This is a genomic window from Paenibacillus sp. HWE-109, assembly GCF_022163125.1.
Classification (GTDB): Bacteria; Bacillota; Bacilli; order Paenibacillales; family NBRC-103111; genus Paenibacillus_E.
On the sequence record NZ_CP091881.1, the window covers coordinates 1,090,649 to 1,106,695 of the forward strand.

General features: G+C 43.9%; 12 protein-coding genes. 9 read left to right on the top strand and 3 right to left on the bottom strand.

Annotation, left to right across the window (positions count from 1 at the left end):
* The first annotated feature begins 201 nt into the window (after window positions 1-201).
* The 4 genes from LOZ80_RS04535 (at window position 202) to LOZ80_RS04550 (ending at window position 4,743) form a co-directional block, all read left to right on the top strand.
* Window positions 202-1,569 (top strand): ABC transporter substrate-binding protein, encoded by a 1,368-nt coding sequence (locus LOZ80_RS04535; RefSeq protein ID WP_238170300.1) that lies wholly within the window; start codon window positions 202-204, stop codon window positions 1,567-1,569.
* Window positions 1,570-1,643: 74 nt separating this feature from the next.
* The gene (locus tag LOZ80_RS04540) at window positions 1,644-2,549 is read left to right on the top strand and encodes a carbohydrate ABC transporter permease (protein ID WP_238170301.1); all 906 of its coding nucleotides are present in this window, start codon (window positions 1,644-1,646) and stop codon (window positions 2,547-2,549) included.
* Window positions 2,549-3,364, top strand: a complete 816-nt coding sequence (locus LOZ80_RS04545; protein WP_238170302.1) for a carbohydrate ABC transporter permease — start codon at window positions 2,549-2,551, stop codon at window positions 3,362-3,364. The genes LOZ80_RS04540 and LOZ80_RS04545 overlap by 1 nt, the downstream gene beginning before the upstream one ends.
* A gap of 35 nt (window positions 3,365-3,399) precedes the next feature.
* Window positions 3,400-4,743, top strand: a complete 1,344-nt coding sequence (locus LOZ80_RS04550; RefSeq protein WP_238170303.1) for a GH1 family beta-glucosidase — start codon at window positions 3,400-3,402, stop codon at window positions 4,741-4,743.
* 116 nt (window positions 4,744-4,859) lie between these two features.
* Here LOZ80_RS04550 and LOZ80_RS04555 read toward each other — a convergent pair whose 3' ends face one another.
* On the bottom strand, window positions 4,860-6,455 hold the full coding sequence (locus tag LOZ80_RS04555; RefSeq protein ID WP_238170304.1) for a response regulator: 1,596 nt from the start codon (window positions 6,453-6,455) through the stop codon (window positions 4,860-4,862).
* A complete protein-coding gene (locus tag LOZ80_RS04560) occupies window positions 6,433-8,178 on the bottom strand; it encodes a sensor histidine kinase (RefSeq protein WP_238170305.1) in 1,746 nt (581 codons plus the stop codon). The genes LOZ80_RS04555 and LOZ80_RS04560 overlap by 23 nt, the downstream gene beginning before the upstream one ends.
* Before the next feature lie 172 nt (window positions 8,179-8,350).
* Between LOZ80_RS04560 and LOZ80_RS04565 the strand changes: the two genes are divergently transcribed.
* A complete protein-coding gene (locus LOZ80_RS04565; protein WP_238170306.1) occupies window positions 8,351-9,928 on the top strand; it encodes an extracellular solute-binding protein in 1,578 nt (525 codons plus the stop codon).
* A 75-nt stretch (window positions 9,929-10,003) separates the two neighbouring features.
* On the opposite strand, the gene LOZ80_RS04570 is transcribed toward LOZ80_RS04565, so the two are convergent.
* Window positions 10,004-10,864: an AraC family transcriptional regulator gene (locus LOZ80_RS04570; RefSeq protein ID WP_238170307.1), complete on the bottom strand. Its 861-nt coding sequence runs from the start codon at window positions 10,862-10,864 to the stop codon at window positions 10,004-10,006.
* A gap of 362 nt (window positions 10,865-11,226) precedes the next feature.
* On the opposite strand from LOZ80_RS04570, the gene LOZ80_RS04575 reads away from it, so the two are divergent.
* From LOZ80_RS04575 to LOZ80_RS04590, 4 genes are all read left to right on the top strand, one after another.
* Window positions 11,227-12,723, top strand: a complete 1,497-nt coding sequence (locus tag LOZ80_RS04575; protein ID WP_238170308.1) for a tagaturonate reductase — start codon at window positions 11,227-11,229, stop codon at window positions 12,721-12,723.
* Window positions 12,720-14,219 carry a UxaA family hydrolase gene (locus tag LOZ80_RS04580; RefSeq protein WP_238170309.1) on the top strand — a complete coding sequence of 500 codons (1,500 nt, stop codon included), beginning with the start codon at window positions 12,720-12,722 and terminating at the stop codon, window positions 14,217-14,219. The genes LOZ80_RS04575 and LOZ80_RS04580 overlap by 4 nt, the downstream gene beginning before the upstream one ends.
* A gap of 127 nt (window positions 14,220-14,346) precedes the next feature.
* Entirely contained in the window at window positions 14,347-14,778 is a 432-nt protein-coding gene (locus LOZ80_RS04585) for an RbsD/FucU family protein (protein WP_238170310.1), read from the top strand.
* Between the two features lie 193 nt (window positions 14,779-14,971).
* The gene (locus LOZ80_RS04590) at window positions 14,972-15,949 is read left to right on the top strand and encodes a glycoside hydrolase family 43 protein (protein ID WP_238170311.1); all 978 of its coding nucleotides are present in this window, start codon (window positions 14,972-14,974) and stop codon (window positions 15,947-15,949) included.
* Window positions 15,950-16,047: the final 98 nt, after the last annotated feature.

A 16,047-nucleotide genomic window follows, 5' to 3' on the forward strand; every position in this document is an offset into this window, starting at 1 on the left:
GGGACTCTCCCCGTCTTTTTGTATCATAAAATCATTATTTCCGACACAATCCGATGCTAATTTTGTAGCGAATAACTCGTATATTGCTTTTTTGTTATCAATGCTGTCGATTTGTTATTTAAGGCTTATTCTCTCAAATTTATAATAAAGGAGTAACAACGGTACCGGTTACATACAACTACTTATTTAGGGGGACTATCAATGCGTCTGCTTGGCAAAAAAGGATTAACTGTATTGACTACCTGTTCGATGGCACTCGTTTTCACGGCATGCGGCGGCAATACGGCAACGACTGACAGTAAACCAAAAGATAATCAAAGCTCCACTCCTGCGCAAACAGCAAAAGCAGAAAAACCGATCACGTTGAAACTGGCTACATGGGAACAGCCAACGAACATTGCGGCTTTGACGAAAGTCAACGAAAAGTTTCATGCGAAATATCCGAACATTACAATTACGTTAGATACATCAAAACCGGATGCCGCATATCAAACTTTACTGCAAACCCGCTTAAACGCTAACGATGCGGATATCATAACGGATTTCGCGATCAACCCGAAAAAAGATTGGCATAAAGGCGCAGCCGTTCCTCCGCTGCAGCAATACATCGATGCCGGCTTGATTGAGGATTTGACGGGAAAACCGTACTTGAGTAATTACTTCCCGGAAGCTTTGAAAAATGCCACTACATACAAGGATAAAGTTTGGGGTGTCGATATCGGGACCGTTACTTACACAGGCGTATTTTACAACAAGGAATTGTTTGAGAAAAATGGCTTAAAAGTACCGACAACTTGGCCTGAGATGATGGACGTCTCTAAGAAGCTTAAAGATAGCGGAGTTTCGCCGTTCACACTCGCAGGCAAAGATGTGTGGCCGCTTGGAATGGTAGCTAATGGATTTATTCAGGCCATTGAGCCTAATGTTGAACAATTAGACAAGAAGTTATGGTCTGGTGAAACAAAGTTTACTGATCCGGTATTCTCGGAGATATTTACTAAATATCAACAAATGTTGAACTATACCGAGAAGGACTTTATGGGTATCGACTATGCTTCGGTCGTCGGACGATTCGCAACGGGGAAAGCGGCTATGATGCCTGACGGGATTTGGAATTCAGGTGCCATCGAGAAAGCGAATCCGAATCTGAAATTTGGATACTTCCCGATGCCAGCCAGCGATAAAGCGGAGAATAATAAAAATTTCTTCGGTAAATATGATATGTCTCTATTAGTCGCCGCAAAATCGGCTAATAAAGATGCCGCATTAAAGTATCTCGAATTTATTTCTCAACCGGATATCTATAACGAATTTATTAATACAGTTGGTTTCTTGCCTACTCAGCCAAATGTCAAATTCACGAATCCGTTTATGCAGGAAGTTGCTCCGCTTGCAAGTAGTTTGAAGCTGGCCATGGATGTTATTTGGCAAGCACCGCAAGGAGCTGGCGATTACACGGGCAGTCCGACACCTGTTCAGTTTCTGAAGCCGGCAGGCAAGGAAACTCCTGAAGAAATTATGCAAAAGATGCAAAAAGAGTGGGAAGTCGAAATGAAAAACGCTAAATAATTGAAGACAAACACTTGGGGGTAGTCCTGCTTGCGCGCCTACCTCCATTTTTCACTAGATAGGAGTTGCTGGAGATGTATCCATTCGGTAAAAAGTGGCATAAATGGGCTCCTTACGGATTCCTGCTGCCGGCATTAATCATTTACATTGTATTTTCTTTTGGACCCTCAATGGCTAGCATTATATACTCATTTACCGATATTTCGGGAGTTGTAGGAGTGAAGTGGCATTTTATCGGTCTCGATAATTACAAAGAATTTTTTCATTCAGGCAGAACGGCGGCTTATTTGGCTTCGGTCAAGAGAACTGTCATTTTTGCTTTTGCTGTCACGATCGTGCAGACAGCTATCGGGCTTCTTCTCGCTATCATTATTAATTCGAAATTGAAAGGCCATTTGTTTTACAGATCGCTGATTTTTATGCCGGTCGTGTTGGGCGTAGCGGTCTTCGGATTGATTTGGTCGCTCATGTTTAATCCGATGGATGGCCCGGTTCAGAAGCTGTGGGGGATATTCGGCAGCTCTTCAACTTTTTTGGGCTCCTATGATTTGGCGTTTTGGATCGTTATTTTTATACAGATATGGGGCTCGCTGGGGTATACGGTGGTCATCTTTCTTGCCGGCTTGCAGGCAATCCCGGGCGATCTTTATGAAGCAGGTCATATTGATGGCGCCAGAGCATGGCAATCGTTTGTTCATATCACATGGCCAATGCTCGCTTCAACAGCCACAGTAAATTTACTTTTGGCCATTATTGGATCGCTGCAAACATATGACGTAGTTTTTGTTCTGACTCAAGGCAATTTCAACACAAGTGTACTTGGTTATGAAATATATCGTGCCGCATTCGGAGGTACGCCGGGTGCTTTAGGACTTCGACAAGGATTTGCTTCAGCGGTTGCTGTTATTCAATTCGGCATTGTCCTGGTCATAGCAGTAATAGCTCAATATTATTTACGGCGAAGAGAGGTGCAGTTGTAATGAAGAACCATTTGGTGCCCAGACCTCTCGGCTATCTCATCATGCTGATCATGGTGATACTTTACCTGTATCCCCTTTTATATCTGTTTAATGTGTCCTTTAAGCCGGACGTTGAATTTATTGTGGATCCGGTAGGTATTGTCAAGCATTTTCAACCTGAAAATTATGTGAATGCATGGAAACAGGGGAATTTTAGCACGTACATTTGGAACAGTATACTTTACACCGGGGTAGCCGTCGGGGCGTCAGTTCTGATTTCCGCTCTAGCTGCTTTTCCTGTATCCCGCAGTTATATCAAATGGAGCAACTTTGTGTACGTTTTTTTTATGATCGCGATTTTTTTGCCGAACAATATGATTCCTCAGTGGAATTTGATCCATTGGTTAGGTTTGTATAATACCAGAGTCGGGTATATTTTGGTGAACACAGGGATTGGTCTTGGATTTATGCTCATGACGGGCTACATAAAGGCTGTCCCGAGAGAATTGGATGAAGCGGCCAGCATCGACGGTTGCAGCTATTCCAGATATGTGATGACGATAATTATGCCCCTAATAAAACCCGTATTGGCGACAAGCGCGATTTTGCAGGCAATAGGGGTCTGGAACAACGTGATAGGGGCGACCATTTATCTTTCCGATAAGCAGCTATTTCCAATTGTACTGGGGTTATTCAAGTTCTACGGCCAATTCAGCAATCAATGGACTTTATTGGCTGCGGCACTTGTCATTGTGGCAAGTCCAATGATCATCCTGTATATTTTCTTGCAGCGGTATATTATTGAAGGCGCCATGACGGGAGCGGTTAAATCTTGAAAATCATGATTGATACACAGAAAGGGGAATGATCAATGACACAAATACGATTCCCGGAAGATTTTCATTGGGGAGCGGCGACTGCTGCTTATCAAATAGAAGGGGCCTTCAAGGATGACGGGCGAGGACCTTCTATATGGGACACATTTTCGCATACGCCTGGTAAAGTGAAGAATGGCGATAATGGCGATATCGCATGCGATAGCTACAATCGTTATAAAGAAGATATCGCACTTATGAAAGACTTGGGAATTACGATGTACCGGTTCTCAATTGCATGGCCCAGGATATTTCCGAGCGGCACTGGAGAGATAAATTTGAAAGGCCTCGAATATTATTCCAATCTGGTTGATGAACTTTTAGCAGCTGGAATCGAACCTGTTTGTACGTTATATCATTGGGATTTGCCGCAAACGTTGGAGGATCAGGGCGGATGGGAAAACAGAGATACAATTGATGCGTTTGTTGCCTATTCGGAAGTCATTTTTCGTAAATTTGCAGGGAGAATCAAGTATTGGATAACGCTAAACGAACCATGGTGCATTTCATTTCTCTCCAATTATATGGGTATTCATGCTCCTGGGAATCGGGACTTGCAGCTCGCCGTTACGATTTCACATCATCTCCTGATTGCTCATGGCCGAGCCGTGAAACGATTCAGGGAACTGGGGATCTCAGGACAAATAGGTATTGCTCCTAATGTGACCTGGTTGGAGCCGTATTCCAATCGCAAGGAAGATGCGGATGCATGCCGCAGAGGCGTCGCTTTCTTTTTGGAATGGTTTATGGATCCGGTTTTATTAGGAAAGTATCCGCAATTTATGCTCGATTGGTTTGCCACGAAGGGAGTCTCTCTGGAAATAAAGGAAGGCGATATGAAAGATATTCACTATCCAATTGATTATGTGGGGATTAATTATTACACGGGCAACGTAGGCAGATATAAGCAGGACGAAGGCTTATTCGACTATGAGAATGTCGATACCGGATATGTTAAAACAGATTTTGATTGGTTTATTTATCCCGATGGATTTTATAATGTGCTGTGCTATATTACGCAAAGGTATGGGAATATCCCGTTGCTAATCACTGAAAATGGAGCTTGTTACAACAATGACGTAGAGGAAGGGCGCGTAAATGATACGAAGCGAATTCAATATTTAAAGCAGCATTTGATCCAACTGAATCGTTGTTTGGAGAGCGGTGTGAATCTGATCGGTTATCTCACCTGGTCATTGCTGGATAATTTTGAATGGGCAGAAGGATACGGCAAACGATTTGGACTCATACATGTCGATTTTCAAACGTTAGCCCGCACGCGAAAGAACAGTTTTTTCTGGTATAAGGAAGTAATTCGCAAAGGCGGATTTGATTTGTAGATGTAGCTCTCCTATCAAATGCTGAAGAGCCCTGCAGCACAACTCACTAAATAATCATTACAAAAACGCAGAGCGTCGTAACGAAGCTCCGCGTTTTTGAATTTTTAAAAATCCCCTCAATTTGACCGTTCTCTGAATTCCTGGGGAGTCATATGACTGTACTCTTTGAACAGCTTAATAAAATAGTGTGCAGTCGAATAACCAAGCATAGTTGAAATCTCATAAATTTTAAGCTGGCTGTTAGTCAGTAAGTGAGCAGCTTTTTCCATTTTGACTTGGAAAAAATAATCGCTGATGCTTTTTCCGGTTTCTGATTTGTAAATTTTAGAGAGATATACGGGATGTAGCTGTACATGATCTGCAATGGATTGAAGGGAGACATAACCGATATTACTATCTACAAAGTCATGCACATCGTTAATAAGAATTGAACGCTGTTCTTGATGCCCCGAGTCAAAATATGCCCTTAATTGCACTATGAGTTCCATTGCCCAATCCTTCAGCATCTCGGGAGAGTGGAACTTTCTGCTTTCATTCATCGAGGGGGCGAGGATATCTCTGAGCAACTTATTATTTTTATGGGCAAAATAATAAAATGCTGTCTTTAAATAATTTCTGGTCACCTCAATATGCTCCTGAGAGTGTTCTCCACTGCCTTTTAATTCATGAAAAACGGCATGAAGTTTTTCTTCAATGGCATCCCAGCGGTTCGCTTCGAACAAATGAAGAAAGGTTGGAGGTTCATAAAGCGATTGCATGATTTGGATGTCCTGATTCCCGATCTGTTGATCTACGGTCAAGAAGAGACCAGTATCATGTCCGATTCTCTGCCTGATCAAGGCAACTGCAGATTGATATAGTTCACGCACTTTGTATGGGAATATTCCCCATGACGTAGTTGCGACTGAAACATCTCCTTTGAGGTACATGCTAACGTTTTTTTGCAGTTCAAAGGCAGTTTGAGTTAAAGAAAAAGAGCGGACGTCCGGTGATTTTGGCTTGAGAAGAAAGACTAAATATTCATGTACATCTTTACATGACCAAATATCGAACTGTTCATGAAACAACTCATTTGCAATATTGACAATAGCGTATTCGAACAGAGGTATACTGTTCATGTCTTGCCTCTGAAAGTAATCTTCAAGCCGCACGATCATAATCGCTACATGCTCGTCAATCATCGGAGACAGTTGGTATTTATGCATATGTTCTGAAAGTTGCTCTTTAGTGAATCGTCGTCCTTGAAGAGTTTCATTAAGAAGCCGGTCTCGCAGCAACGGCAAATGCTCACGAAACGTCTGCATCGTATTCTGGAAGGAAGATAATGTCTCCCATTCACGCTGAATCTCAAGATGCAGTTGCTGAAGCACTTCGATCAATTGCTCATCCCCGATTGGCTTTAGCAAATAAGCGCTTGCTTGGTTCTCGATAGCTTTCTTGGCATATTCAAATTCTGCATAACCGGTAAGCAGCACACATTTGATATGCTTCCACCCGCTGCGAATTTCCTCGATCAGCTGCAGGCCGGACATTTCAGGCATGCTGATATCCGTTATGACGATATCAATAGGATTGTGCATAAGGATTTCTAACGCTTCTTGTCCTGAGTAGGCTTTATGGACTTGTTCAAACTGCAAATCCGCCCAAGGGATTGTGATAGACAAGTCATCTACAACATAAGGTTCGTCGTCAACGAGTAGTATTTGTAACATGATTCAATCCTTTCTTTTGGATGCGAAGTGTAACTTTGACCCCTCCAAGCTCAGAAGGTTCAATGAGTAAACCGGACAAGCCGCCATACTGGTGTTTCAAACGCTGCTGAACGTTCCAAAGCCCGCATCCGCCATCCTCACGGATTGGCGTGTCTAGTACGGCATAGAGCTCTTCCATTTGGTGGGGATCCATTCCCGCTCCATTGTCTTCGACTGAAATGATCAGCGTGTCATCCTTGATTTCTCCATGGATCATGATCCGGCCCCCGCCCAATTTCTTTTCGATTCCATGGATAATGCTGTTCTCAACGATGGGCTGGATTAACAATTTAGGAATGGGCTCTGTAAGCAAAACGTCCGTGATGCTTATGGAATAATCGATACGTTGTTTACGCAGATTTTGAATCGATAAATAGCTTTCCACTAACTTCATTTCTTGTCCGATCGTTGTTAATGAATGATCCATTCGCGTTATGTAGCGATAATACTCGCCAAGGTTAAGTGCCATCGCTTCAACAGAGGCAGTATCGCCTACTCTTGCCTTGCTTTTCATAAAATTAAGGCAGTTATAAAGAAAGTGTGGATTAATCTGCGCTTGTAATTGCTTCAGATAAGCATCCTTGGCACGTAGTTGCTCGAGATAGACACGTTCGATCAGTTCCTGTACCTTCTGAGCCATTTCGTTAAACCCTTGATTTAAAATGGAGAATTCGTTATTTGCTTTCGTCCGAATTCGTGTGGACCAGTAACCTTCTTTCATCTTGTTTACCGCTCTGAGTAAAATACCGATTGGGCGCTGTACCTGACGGAACATGATTAGAGAAAACAAAGTACTGAGAGCAAGCAATACAAAAGAAGCGGTGATAAATGAAACCCTGCTGGTTCTAATTGGATGCAAAATTTGTTCAAGCGGTGAATAATGAATCATATACCATCCTAACGATGTCGATCGAATCATACTGACTAAGTATTGCTTGCCTTGAAGATAGACTGTGGTTGAAAACTGCTGCTCAGCTTGAATGTTCTGTAAGTTGTTCATAATCCCAGTTGCAAGATTTGTATCTAAATTCTGATTTTTTATAAGACCGAGTTTTGGATGATAAAGGAATGTATCACCGTAATACTGATATTCCCCTATCATTTTTTGCAAATTAGATACTGGGAAACGGACTTCAATGATCATATTCGACAATTCAGGCGTTTCTGCAAAGTCGACAGGATCGGCGAGCAGCAAGCGAAAACCGCTATCCGAACTGTTCATTTTCATCGACGAATCATAATTCCAGCCTTTTGCCAAAGGTTTTTTCAGCAGCGACTCTTCGAAAACAACCGAAGCATCTGAAGACAGTGTCTCCCGTTTTTGTATATTGTAAATGTTAATCTGATTTTCCCATGTACTAGAACTGGTTTGCAGAGCCAACTTTTCCAGAACTGTCAGTGTGGTTTTGTTGGGATCAATAAGATGTTGGAGATCTTGGATATGCTCATATTCTCGGATCGTCGGGTCACGTTGTAAGGTATAAGCTAAACCGGCTAACTGGTTCACGTTATTGTCCATTTGTTTTGTGAAAAAATCTAAATGATTCAAATCGGAGGTTTTAATTTGTTCTGTGATGACTCCGACATCCTTTTTGTAGGATAATCCATATAGCAACAAGGTGATAGATATGATCGTGAACAGTAATACGGTTATTTTGACGAATAGATTTGCATGCAATCGCAATGGACCCATCCTTTACTGCGAAACTATTTTGTTAATGAAAGTATACCATATGAATTATACCATATAGACGATTGTTCTGTTATGATAGGACGACCTTAAAATCTATGATAAGATGAATATACTATGAAACCGATTGGAAGGGGGGCTTCAGGTGGGGAAGATATGGTCACGTTTGCTGATCGTATTAGTGATGATCATTTGTTCTGGGTGCAACGAAACAAACAATGGAAAAATCACCAACAACACTACGGCCCAAATGCAAGCTTCGATACATTATGACGCAAAACTAGGAAAATATGTCCCTCCAGTTACCATGTACACAGTTGGCTCCATAAACCCTGATATGAAATTTAAAAATGGTGAGAATTTGGAGAATAATATACATACCAAATGGGCTGAGGAACGATTGGGCATCCAAATCCGGTATCTTTGGACGATTCACGATTCCAATGGCGCCTATGCCAACAAGCTTCGTATTGAACTTGCTAAGGGGAATATGCCTGACATTGTTACCACCAGGGAACGAGATGTAATGCAAGAATTAATAAACTCGGGGCAATTCAGGGAAATTGGTGATTTATTTGAAAAATATGCTTCTCCTGTCTGGAAAAGTGCCATGAAGGAAGACCCGGCCGTATGGGATTCTTTTGTACGTGACGGAAAAAAATATGCAATTCCGATTCTTGACTATCAATATTCTACCGATCCTGTTCTTTGGATTCGTCAGGATTGGTTAGATAAGTTAAAGCTTCCTGTCCCAAGAACGATAGAAGATCTTGAAGCGGTGATGGAAGCATTCACGAATAAGGATCCCGACGGTAATGGCAAGAATGATACATTCGGACTAACGATCGGATTAAGAAACGGTCCCAGCACATGGATGGCTGATTCCAGTTGGATTTTTGGCGCATTCGGGACAATACCTAAACAGTGGAATCTAGCTGAAGACGGCAAATTAAAGTACGGATCGGTTCAGCCCGGTGCAAAGGATGCGCTACAGGTGCTGAAAAAGTGGATACAGAAAGGTTATGTTTCAAAAGAAAGTGAATGGTACAATGAGACAAAAGCAGCTGATTTGTTCATTGCTGGCAAGGCAGGCATTATTGCGGGACCATATTGGATGTCTGGATGGCCGTTATCTGATTTGCTGAAAAAAGACCCTAAAGTTGTAATTAAAGCGATCCCCATACCCTATGGTCCGAGCGGCTTCGTCGGTAGAAGAGGTACGCTGCCAGTTAACGGCGCCATTCTTATCAATAAAAAGATGAAGGAACCCGAAATCTTCTTTAAGTACCAAAACTACTTGTTTGATTATTATGCCACTTCAACAGGAGAATTTGCACAGGGGCTTGCTAGGGACTACGATTGGACGGTAGTCAATGGAGTTCCTTCTTCTGATGCTACATTAATTCCGGGGGGAGCCGTTCGAGTGTCATCCTATACGTTGACTTTTGACGGAGCGCGAATTCCATCGAAAGTAGTAGATGCAATTCCTAAGGATATTACGCCCGAGTTGTTCTCTCCAGAAGGAGCTTCCATGAAAGAAGCATTTACAGGGCCGCCTACTACAACCATGAAATCAAAATGGGAACTTCTTCAGAAACTTGAACAACAGACTTTTCAAGAGTTCCTGTTCAATAGTGCCCCTGAAGGCGACTTCGATTCATTTGTAAACAAATGGTTTGCATATGGGGGAGATAAGATAACTCAAGAAGTTAATGATTGGTATCAGAATCAAAGGTCGAAATAAAATGAGAAAAAAAAGAGTCCGTTTCATTTTCATAACGGTCTCTTTATTTTTTTATATAGTCTAAGAGAACACGTTCTATTTCATTTGAAGACGGTAAGCCCTTGGGGTTACTCCCGTCAGCTTTTTAAAAGTTTGATAAAAATGGCGCATTCCTTGGAAGCCGCAGGCTAGCGCTACAGTTTCGACATTGTCATCCGTCGATAGAAGCAAATCTTTGGCTCGAACAAGTCGTTTAGCATTCACATAGTCGGTCACATTCATTCCAGTCAACTGCTTAAAGACGCGGGCGAAGTGGGCGGCGCTGACACACGCTTTTTCGGACAATTCTGAGAGTCCGCCGCAATGAACAGGGTCACGGTCAATGTCTCGTAAAGCATCTTGGAGCCACAGAGGGCCGATCCCATTTAGCGGAGATAATGTTTCTTTGGTAAAAGGAAGTCGGCTTAAAACAAGCAACAATTGATGCAATTGAAGACGAAGTGCATGACGATAGCCGAAATCTTTGGCTATTAATTCACGTTTCATCGTATTAATGGCAGTTTCAATCGCCAATCGGACCGGTTTGGAAAGATTGAATTTATACTGTTTCTTTTTCCGGGCTATCTCAAAGCACCTAAGTGATTCGTATCCGTCACCAAGCGAGTCTGCTTGCAATATCGTTGGTGCGAAAAATATGGCCGTAGAAACAATAGGTTCTGTGGCGGACGGAAATGCGCGGTGGACGGTGTTGCCGGGGATGAGGAATAAATCTCCCTGATCTTTTTCGTAGAGCGCGTCATCGATAAAAAACTTTCCGTTCCCCTTGTGAACGTACACCACTTCGTACAAATCATGCAAATGGTCTGGCAGCTCACCTTCCGAATATCGAAGACTTTTATAAACCATTTCGAACGGAAAGATCGGATCTAATAAAAAAGGCTTGCGAATCGGTTGCACGTAGATGACCTCCAAATAAGATGTGTTTGTTAGAAATATATCAAAATCGGATATAAAAATGCAATTCACTGACATTTTAATTTCTTTTTAATATCGTAAAATAAAGTCATGTCGAGTGGAGAGGACTTCCACATGCGTATTGACGCTCACCACCCTTATGTACAGAGATAGACGGCACCATCACCGTTAAGGAGGCTGCCCCTATTTAAGATATGTCCGATGCATGCAGGCTGTTCGATCCCATGTTTTTGGAAGCGTTTCAAATTTATGTGAAAAAAAGCTTTCCCGTCCATCTCTTCGTGACATCGAATCGGTTAAACGAGCTTAATATTTGGAGAAAATGCAAAGGAGTTGTACGAGCAATGATGAAGGAGCGATTAAACGCGAACTTATTGACGGGGGAACAGAAACGCCAGTTTGAAGCCGTTACCGCTAGCCCGGTCACCGTTCTGCAAATTGGAGAAGGAAATTTCTTGAGAGGTTTTGCAGACTGGATGCTTCATGTAAGCAAAGAGCAAGGGTTGTTTCATGGCAGCGTCGCTGTTACCCAGCCCAGACCTACCGGCAAACCTAAAATTGAAGAATTGGCAGTGCAGGATGGAATCTATACGCTTGTCATCCGGGGATTGGAAGACGGTTTGCCGGTAGAACGCCAAAGCGTAGTATCTATGTTTTCCCAGGTTATCAATCCTTATGAGGAATGGAATCGGTTTATCGCCTTGGCGGAAAGTGATGACTTAAGATTCGTCATCTCCAATACGACGGAAGCAGGAATTGCATACAAGCAGGAACAGCTGACAAAGAGCCCCATTGTTTCGTTCCCGGGAAAAATGGCTTATTTGCTTTATCGGCGCTATCTTGTGTTTGGCGGTGCAGCAGATAAAGGTTTAATCTTCCTACCTTGCGAGCTATTAGAAAGTAATGGAGATACGCTTCGCGACATTGTCATTCGATACAGTCTGGATTGGGAGTTTCCGGACGAATTTCGGGCATGGCTGTTGTCAAGCAACCGGTTCTTGAATACGCTGGTCGATCGGATTGTCACTGGTTATCCGGGGGAAGAAGAGGCACAAGCATGGTTTTCAGAATGGTCGTATACGGATCGGCTGCTGACGACTGCGGAACCCTATCATCTGTGGGCCATCCAGGGGGAAGAATCATTAGATGAGCAGCTACCACTGCAAAAAGCCGGATTAAACGTACACTGGACAAATGATTTGCGCCCGTATCAGCAACGTAAAGTGCGTATTCTCAATGCCGCTCATACGTGGATGGCGCCACTCGGCATTCTACATGGTGTCGAGCATGTTCGGGAAATTATGGAGCATCAAGTTTTAGGGCAGGCAGTCAAGTCGATGGTTCGCTTCGAAATCATACCTACCCTTCCCTACTCAGCAGGTGAAATGAATGCATATGCGGATACCGTGTTCGAAAGATTTGGCAATCCGTTCATTCGTCACAGGCTTGCGGATATCGGCATGAACAGTTTGTCAAAATTTAAGGTTAGGTTGCTTCCATCGCTTAGTCATTATGCTGATCTTGGACTTCAGATACCGGAAGGACTTGTCGAGGGGATGGCCAGCTTGCTGCGCTATTATCGTATAGCTCAGGTAGACGGTCAGTTTGAAGGCCGAGATTTTCAGGGAGGAACGTATGTCGTTCGAGACGAAGTAGAGTCATTGATGTGCATTGCAGAAATCTGGGCGAAAGCTAAAACAAATCGTGATGACTTGCAAAGTACCATAAAAAAGCTATTGGCTCTAACAACAGTTTGGGGCAAAGATCTTACAGACTGGATCGGTTTGGCAGATTCGATATGTCATTGGTGGGTAAAAACGGAAGGAAGGGATAGAGGATGAAACTTTGGGTACGATTATCTCCTAACGATCAGGTCATTATAATGCTTGCCTCGTTATCGGAGGGACAGAAACTGACGTTGGAGGATGGCTCTCCGTTGATTCTGAAGGAGGATGTCTCGCGAGGTCACAAAATCGCAACAGACTTTGTCCCTGCTGGTCATGACGTGCACAAATTTGGCTATTCTATCGGCAAAGCTTCTGTCGATATTGAGCCAGGTACTTGGGTACACACGCATAATTTGAGAACCGGTTTGGAAGGTATCGTGAACTACAGCTACGAGCCGACAAATGAATTAATTTCATCTGCAAATCCGGCGGATGCGCATCGTACGTTTATGGGGTATGAGCGGCCAAACGGGGAAGTCGGCATTCGGAATGAAATTTGGATTATTAATACGGTTGGCTGTATTAATAAGACATGCGAGCTTCTGGCCAAGAAGGGTAACGTACTGTTCGGGGAGCAAGTCGACGGCATTCATCACTTCGCACATCCATTCGGATGCTCACAGCTCGGTGACGACCTCAAATTCACGCAGAAACTGCTAGCCTCTCTTGTACAACACCCGAATGCCGCTGGCGTGCTAGTGGTTGGGCTAGGGTGCGAGAACAACCAGATCGATTTGTTCAAGACTGTAATCGGAGATTATGATACGAATCGGGTCAAATTTCTGAAGTCGCAGGAAGCGGAGGATGAATTAGAGGAAGGCATAACGTTAATCGGAGAACTGGTTGAGTTTGCCCGAACTTTCACAAGGAAGCCGCTTCCGGTAGCGAAAATCAAGATTGGACTGAAATGCGGGGGGTCTGATGGTTTTTCCGGGATCACAGCGAATCCGCTTGTCGGAGGGGCTTCTGACCGGCTCATCGCGGCTGGAGGAACTGCCATTCTAACGGAAGTGCCCGAAATGTTCGGAGCGGAGACGATACTGATGAAGCGGGCGTCGGATGAAGATGTATTCGGCAGGATCGTCGCTCTGATCAACGATTTTAAGGGATATTATGTACGTCACAACCAAGTCATCTATGAGAATCCATCGCCTGGCAATAAATCCGGGGGCATTAGCACGCTGGAGGAAAAGTCGCTCGGCTGTACCCAAAAGGGAGGTCATTCTCTTGTCACGGATGTAGTTCCTTATGGTGAAAGGGTCGTCAAGACAGGGTTGAACTTGCTCGAAGCACCGGGGAACGATTTGGTTTCTGTCACAGCGCTTACAGCAGCAGGCGCGCATATCGTACTTTTCACGACGGGGAGAGGAACGCCATTCGGAGGCCCTGTACCCACCGTTAAAATCTCGACAAACTCGGAGCTGGCCCATCGCAAAAGAAATTGGATCGACTTTGATGCCGGCCGACTTCTAGAAGGCCAAAGCATGGAAGAACTCATAGAGGAATTGTGGGAATCGATGATCGCCATCGCTTCTGGCGAGACGCTTACGCATAACGAGAAAAACGGGTTTAAGGAAATTGCTATTTTCAAAGACGGAGTGATTTTATGAAGTATTGCCCAGTATGCACCGTGTTGCGTTTGATGGGATGATTTGATGCCGGAGCCAAATGTAATAAAAGCGATCGTAGAAGTCTAGAACATAATCAGATCTTAGCAGTTAAAGGAGCGTATTGAAAATGTTAAAGGGCATACCTCACATTCTATCGCCTGAAATTTTAAAGATTTTGATGGAGATGGGCCATGGCGATGAAATCTTATTAGCCGACGCTAACTTTCCAGCAGCAAGCCATGCCCAAAGACTGGTCAGATGCGATGGTCACGGAATACCTGAATTGCTGGAAGCAACGATGCAATTACTCCCGTTGGATCCTTATGTGAAAAAGCCTGTGGCCCTGATGCAGGTCGTGCCTGGTGATCCAATTGAGACTCCAATCTGGGATACCTACATGGCAATTCTGAAGAATCATACGGAAAACAACGAACCGTTTGAAGAAGTTGAACGCTTTGCCTTTTACGAGCGTGCGAAGCAAGCCTACGCGATCGTAGCAACAGGCGAAAGAGCGTTGTATGCAAATGTATTTCTGAAAAAAGGTGTAATTAGCAGTTAATTGCATATGAAAAGGAAGGGGGCAGGTCGAGTGCATTCAATCGTCTGCCCTCTTTGCAGTTGAATTCATCAACATATCGCGCAATGCGCTCATTAAAGGGGGGATAGATCTTTAATCTATTTATTTTGTATTCGCATACAAGGTCTCATAATAAAGGAGCAAGTCAAAATCTAATCCATAAAGGAGCGCAAGTATGCATAAGCTGCCGAGACCTCATCACCCGCTTGTTACCCATATCTTTACTGCCGATCCTTCGGCACACGTATTTGAGGGGAAAATTTTTATCTACCCGTCTCACGATCTCGATCATGACGCCACTGATAATGACAATGGGGACCAATATGCAATGGAAGATTATCATGTTCTATCCATGGATGGTTTCGAATCCCCCGTTGTCGACCATGGGCAGGTCCTTCATCTCAAAGATATTCCCTGGGCTTCCAAACAACTCTGGGCTCCTGATGCTGCTTTTAAGGCTGGCACCTATTTCTTGTACTTTCCTGCCCGGGATCATGATGGGATTTTTCGAATCGGTGTGGCGACCAGCTCATCGCCGGCCGGTCCGTTTCTTCCTCAACCGTCTTACATCGAGCAAAGCTTCAGTATTGACCCAGCCGTGCTTCTTGATGACGACAATCGGGCATACCTATATTTCGGAGGTCTTTGGGGTGGTCAATTGGAAAAATGGCAGACCGATACTTTCGAGCCGGAAGCGGTGGGACCAGCGGCGGAGGGGCCTGCAATTGGTCCTCGGGTCGCTCTGCTGAGCGAGGACATGCTGTCATTTCAAACCGCTCCTCAAGAAATTTCGATTGTTGACGAAAAAGGCAGCCCGATTCTCGCTGGAGACGAGGATAGGCGCTATTTTGAAGGACCTTGGGTACACAAATATAACGGCTGGTACTACTTGTCTTACTCCACGGGAACCACCCATAAATTAGTATACGCCATCAGTCGGAATCCGTTGGGACCGTATACCTTCAAGGGCACGATCTTACCACCGGTTATCGGCTGGACCACTCATCACTCCATTGTTCAGTTCGAAGACAAATGGTATTTATTTTACCATGACAGTTCTTTGTCAGAAGGCGTTAACCACAAGCGTTGCGTCAAATATACGGAGTTATTCTATAACGAAGATGGTACGATTCGGATGATCGCTCCTGATTAACGAGGAAATTGGTATTCTATGATAGTTCGGGCCACCAGTTGGGTGGCCTCTCTACCCTTGGGCGGCTAGTCAATAAATGAGTAGCCTCTTGCCCGATT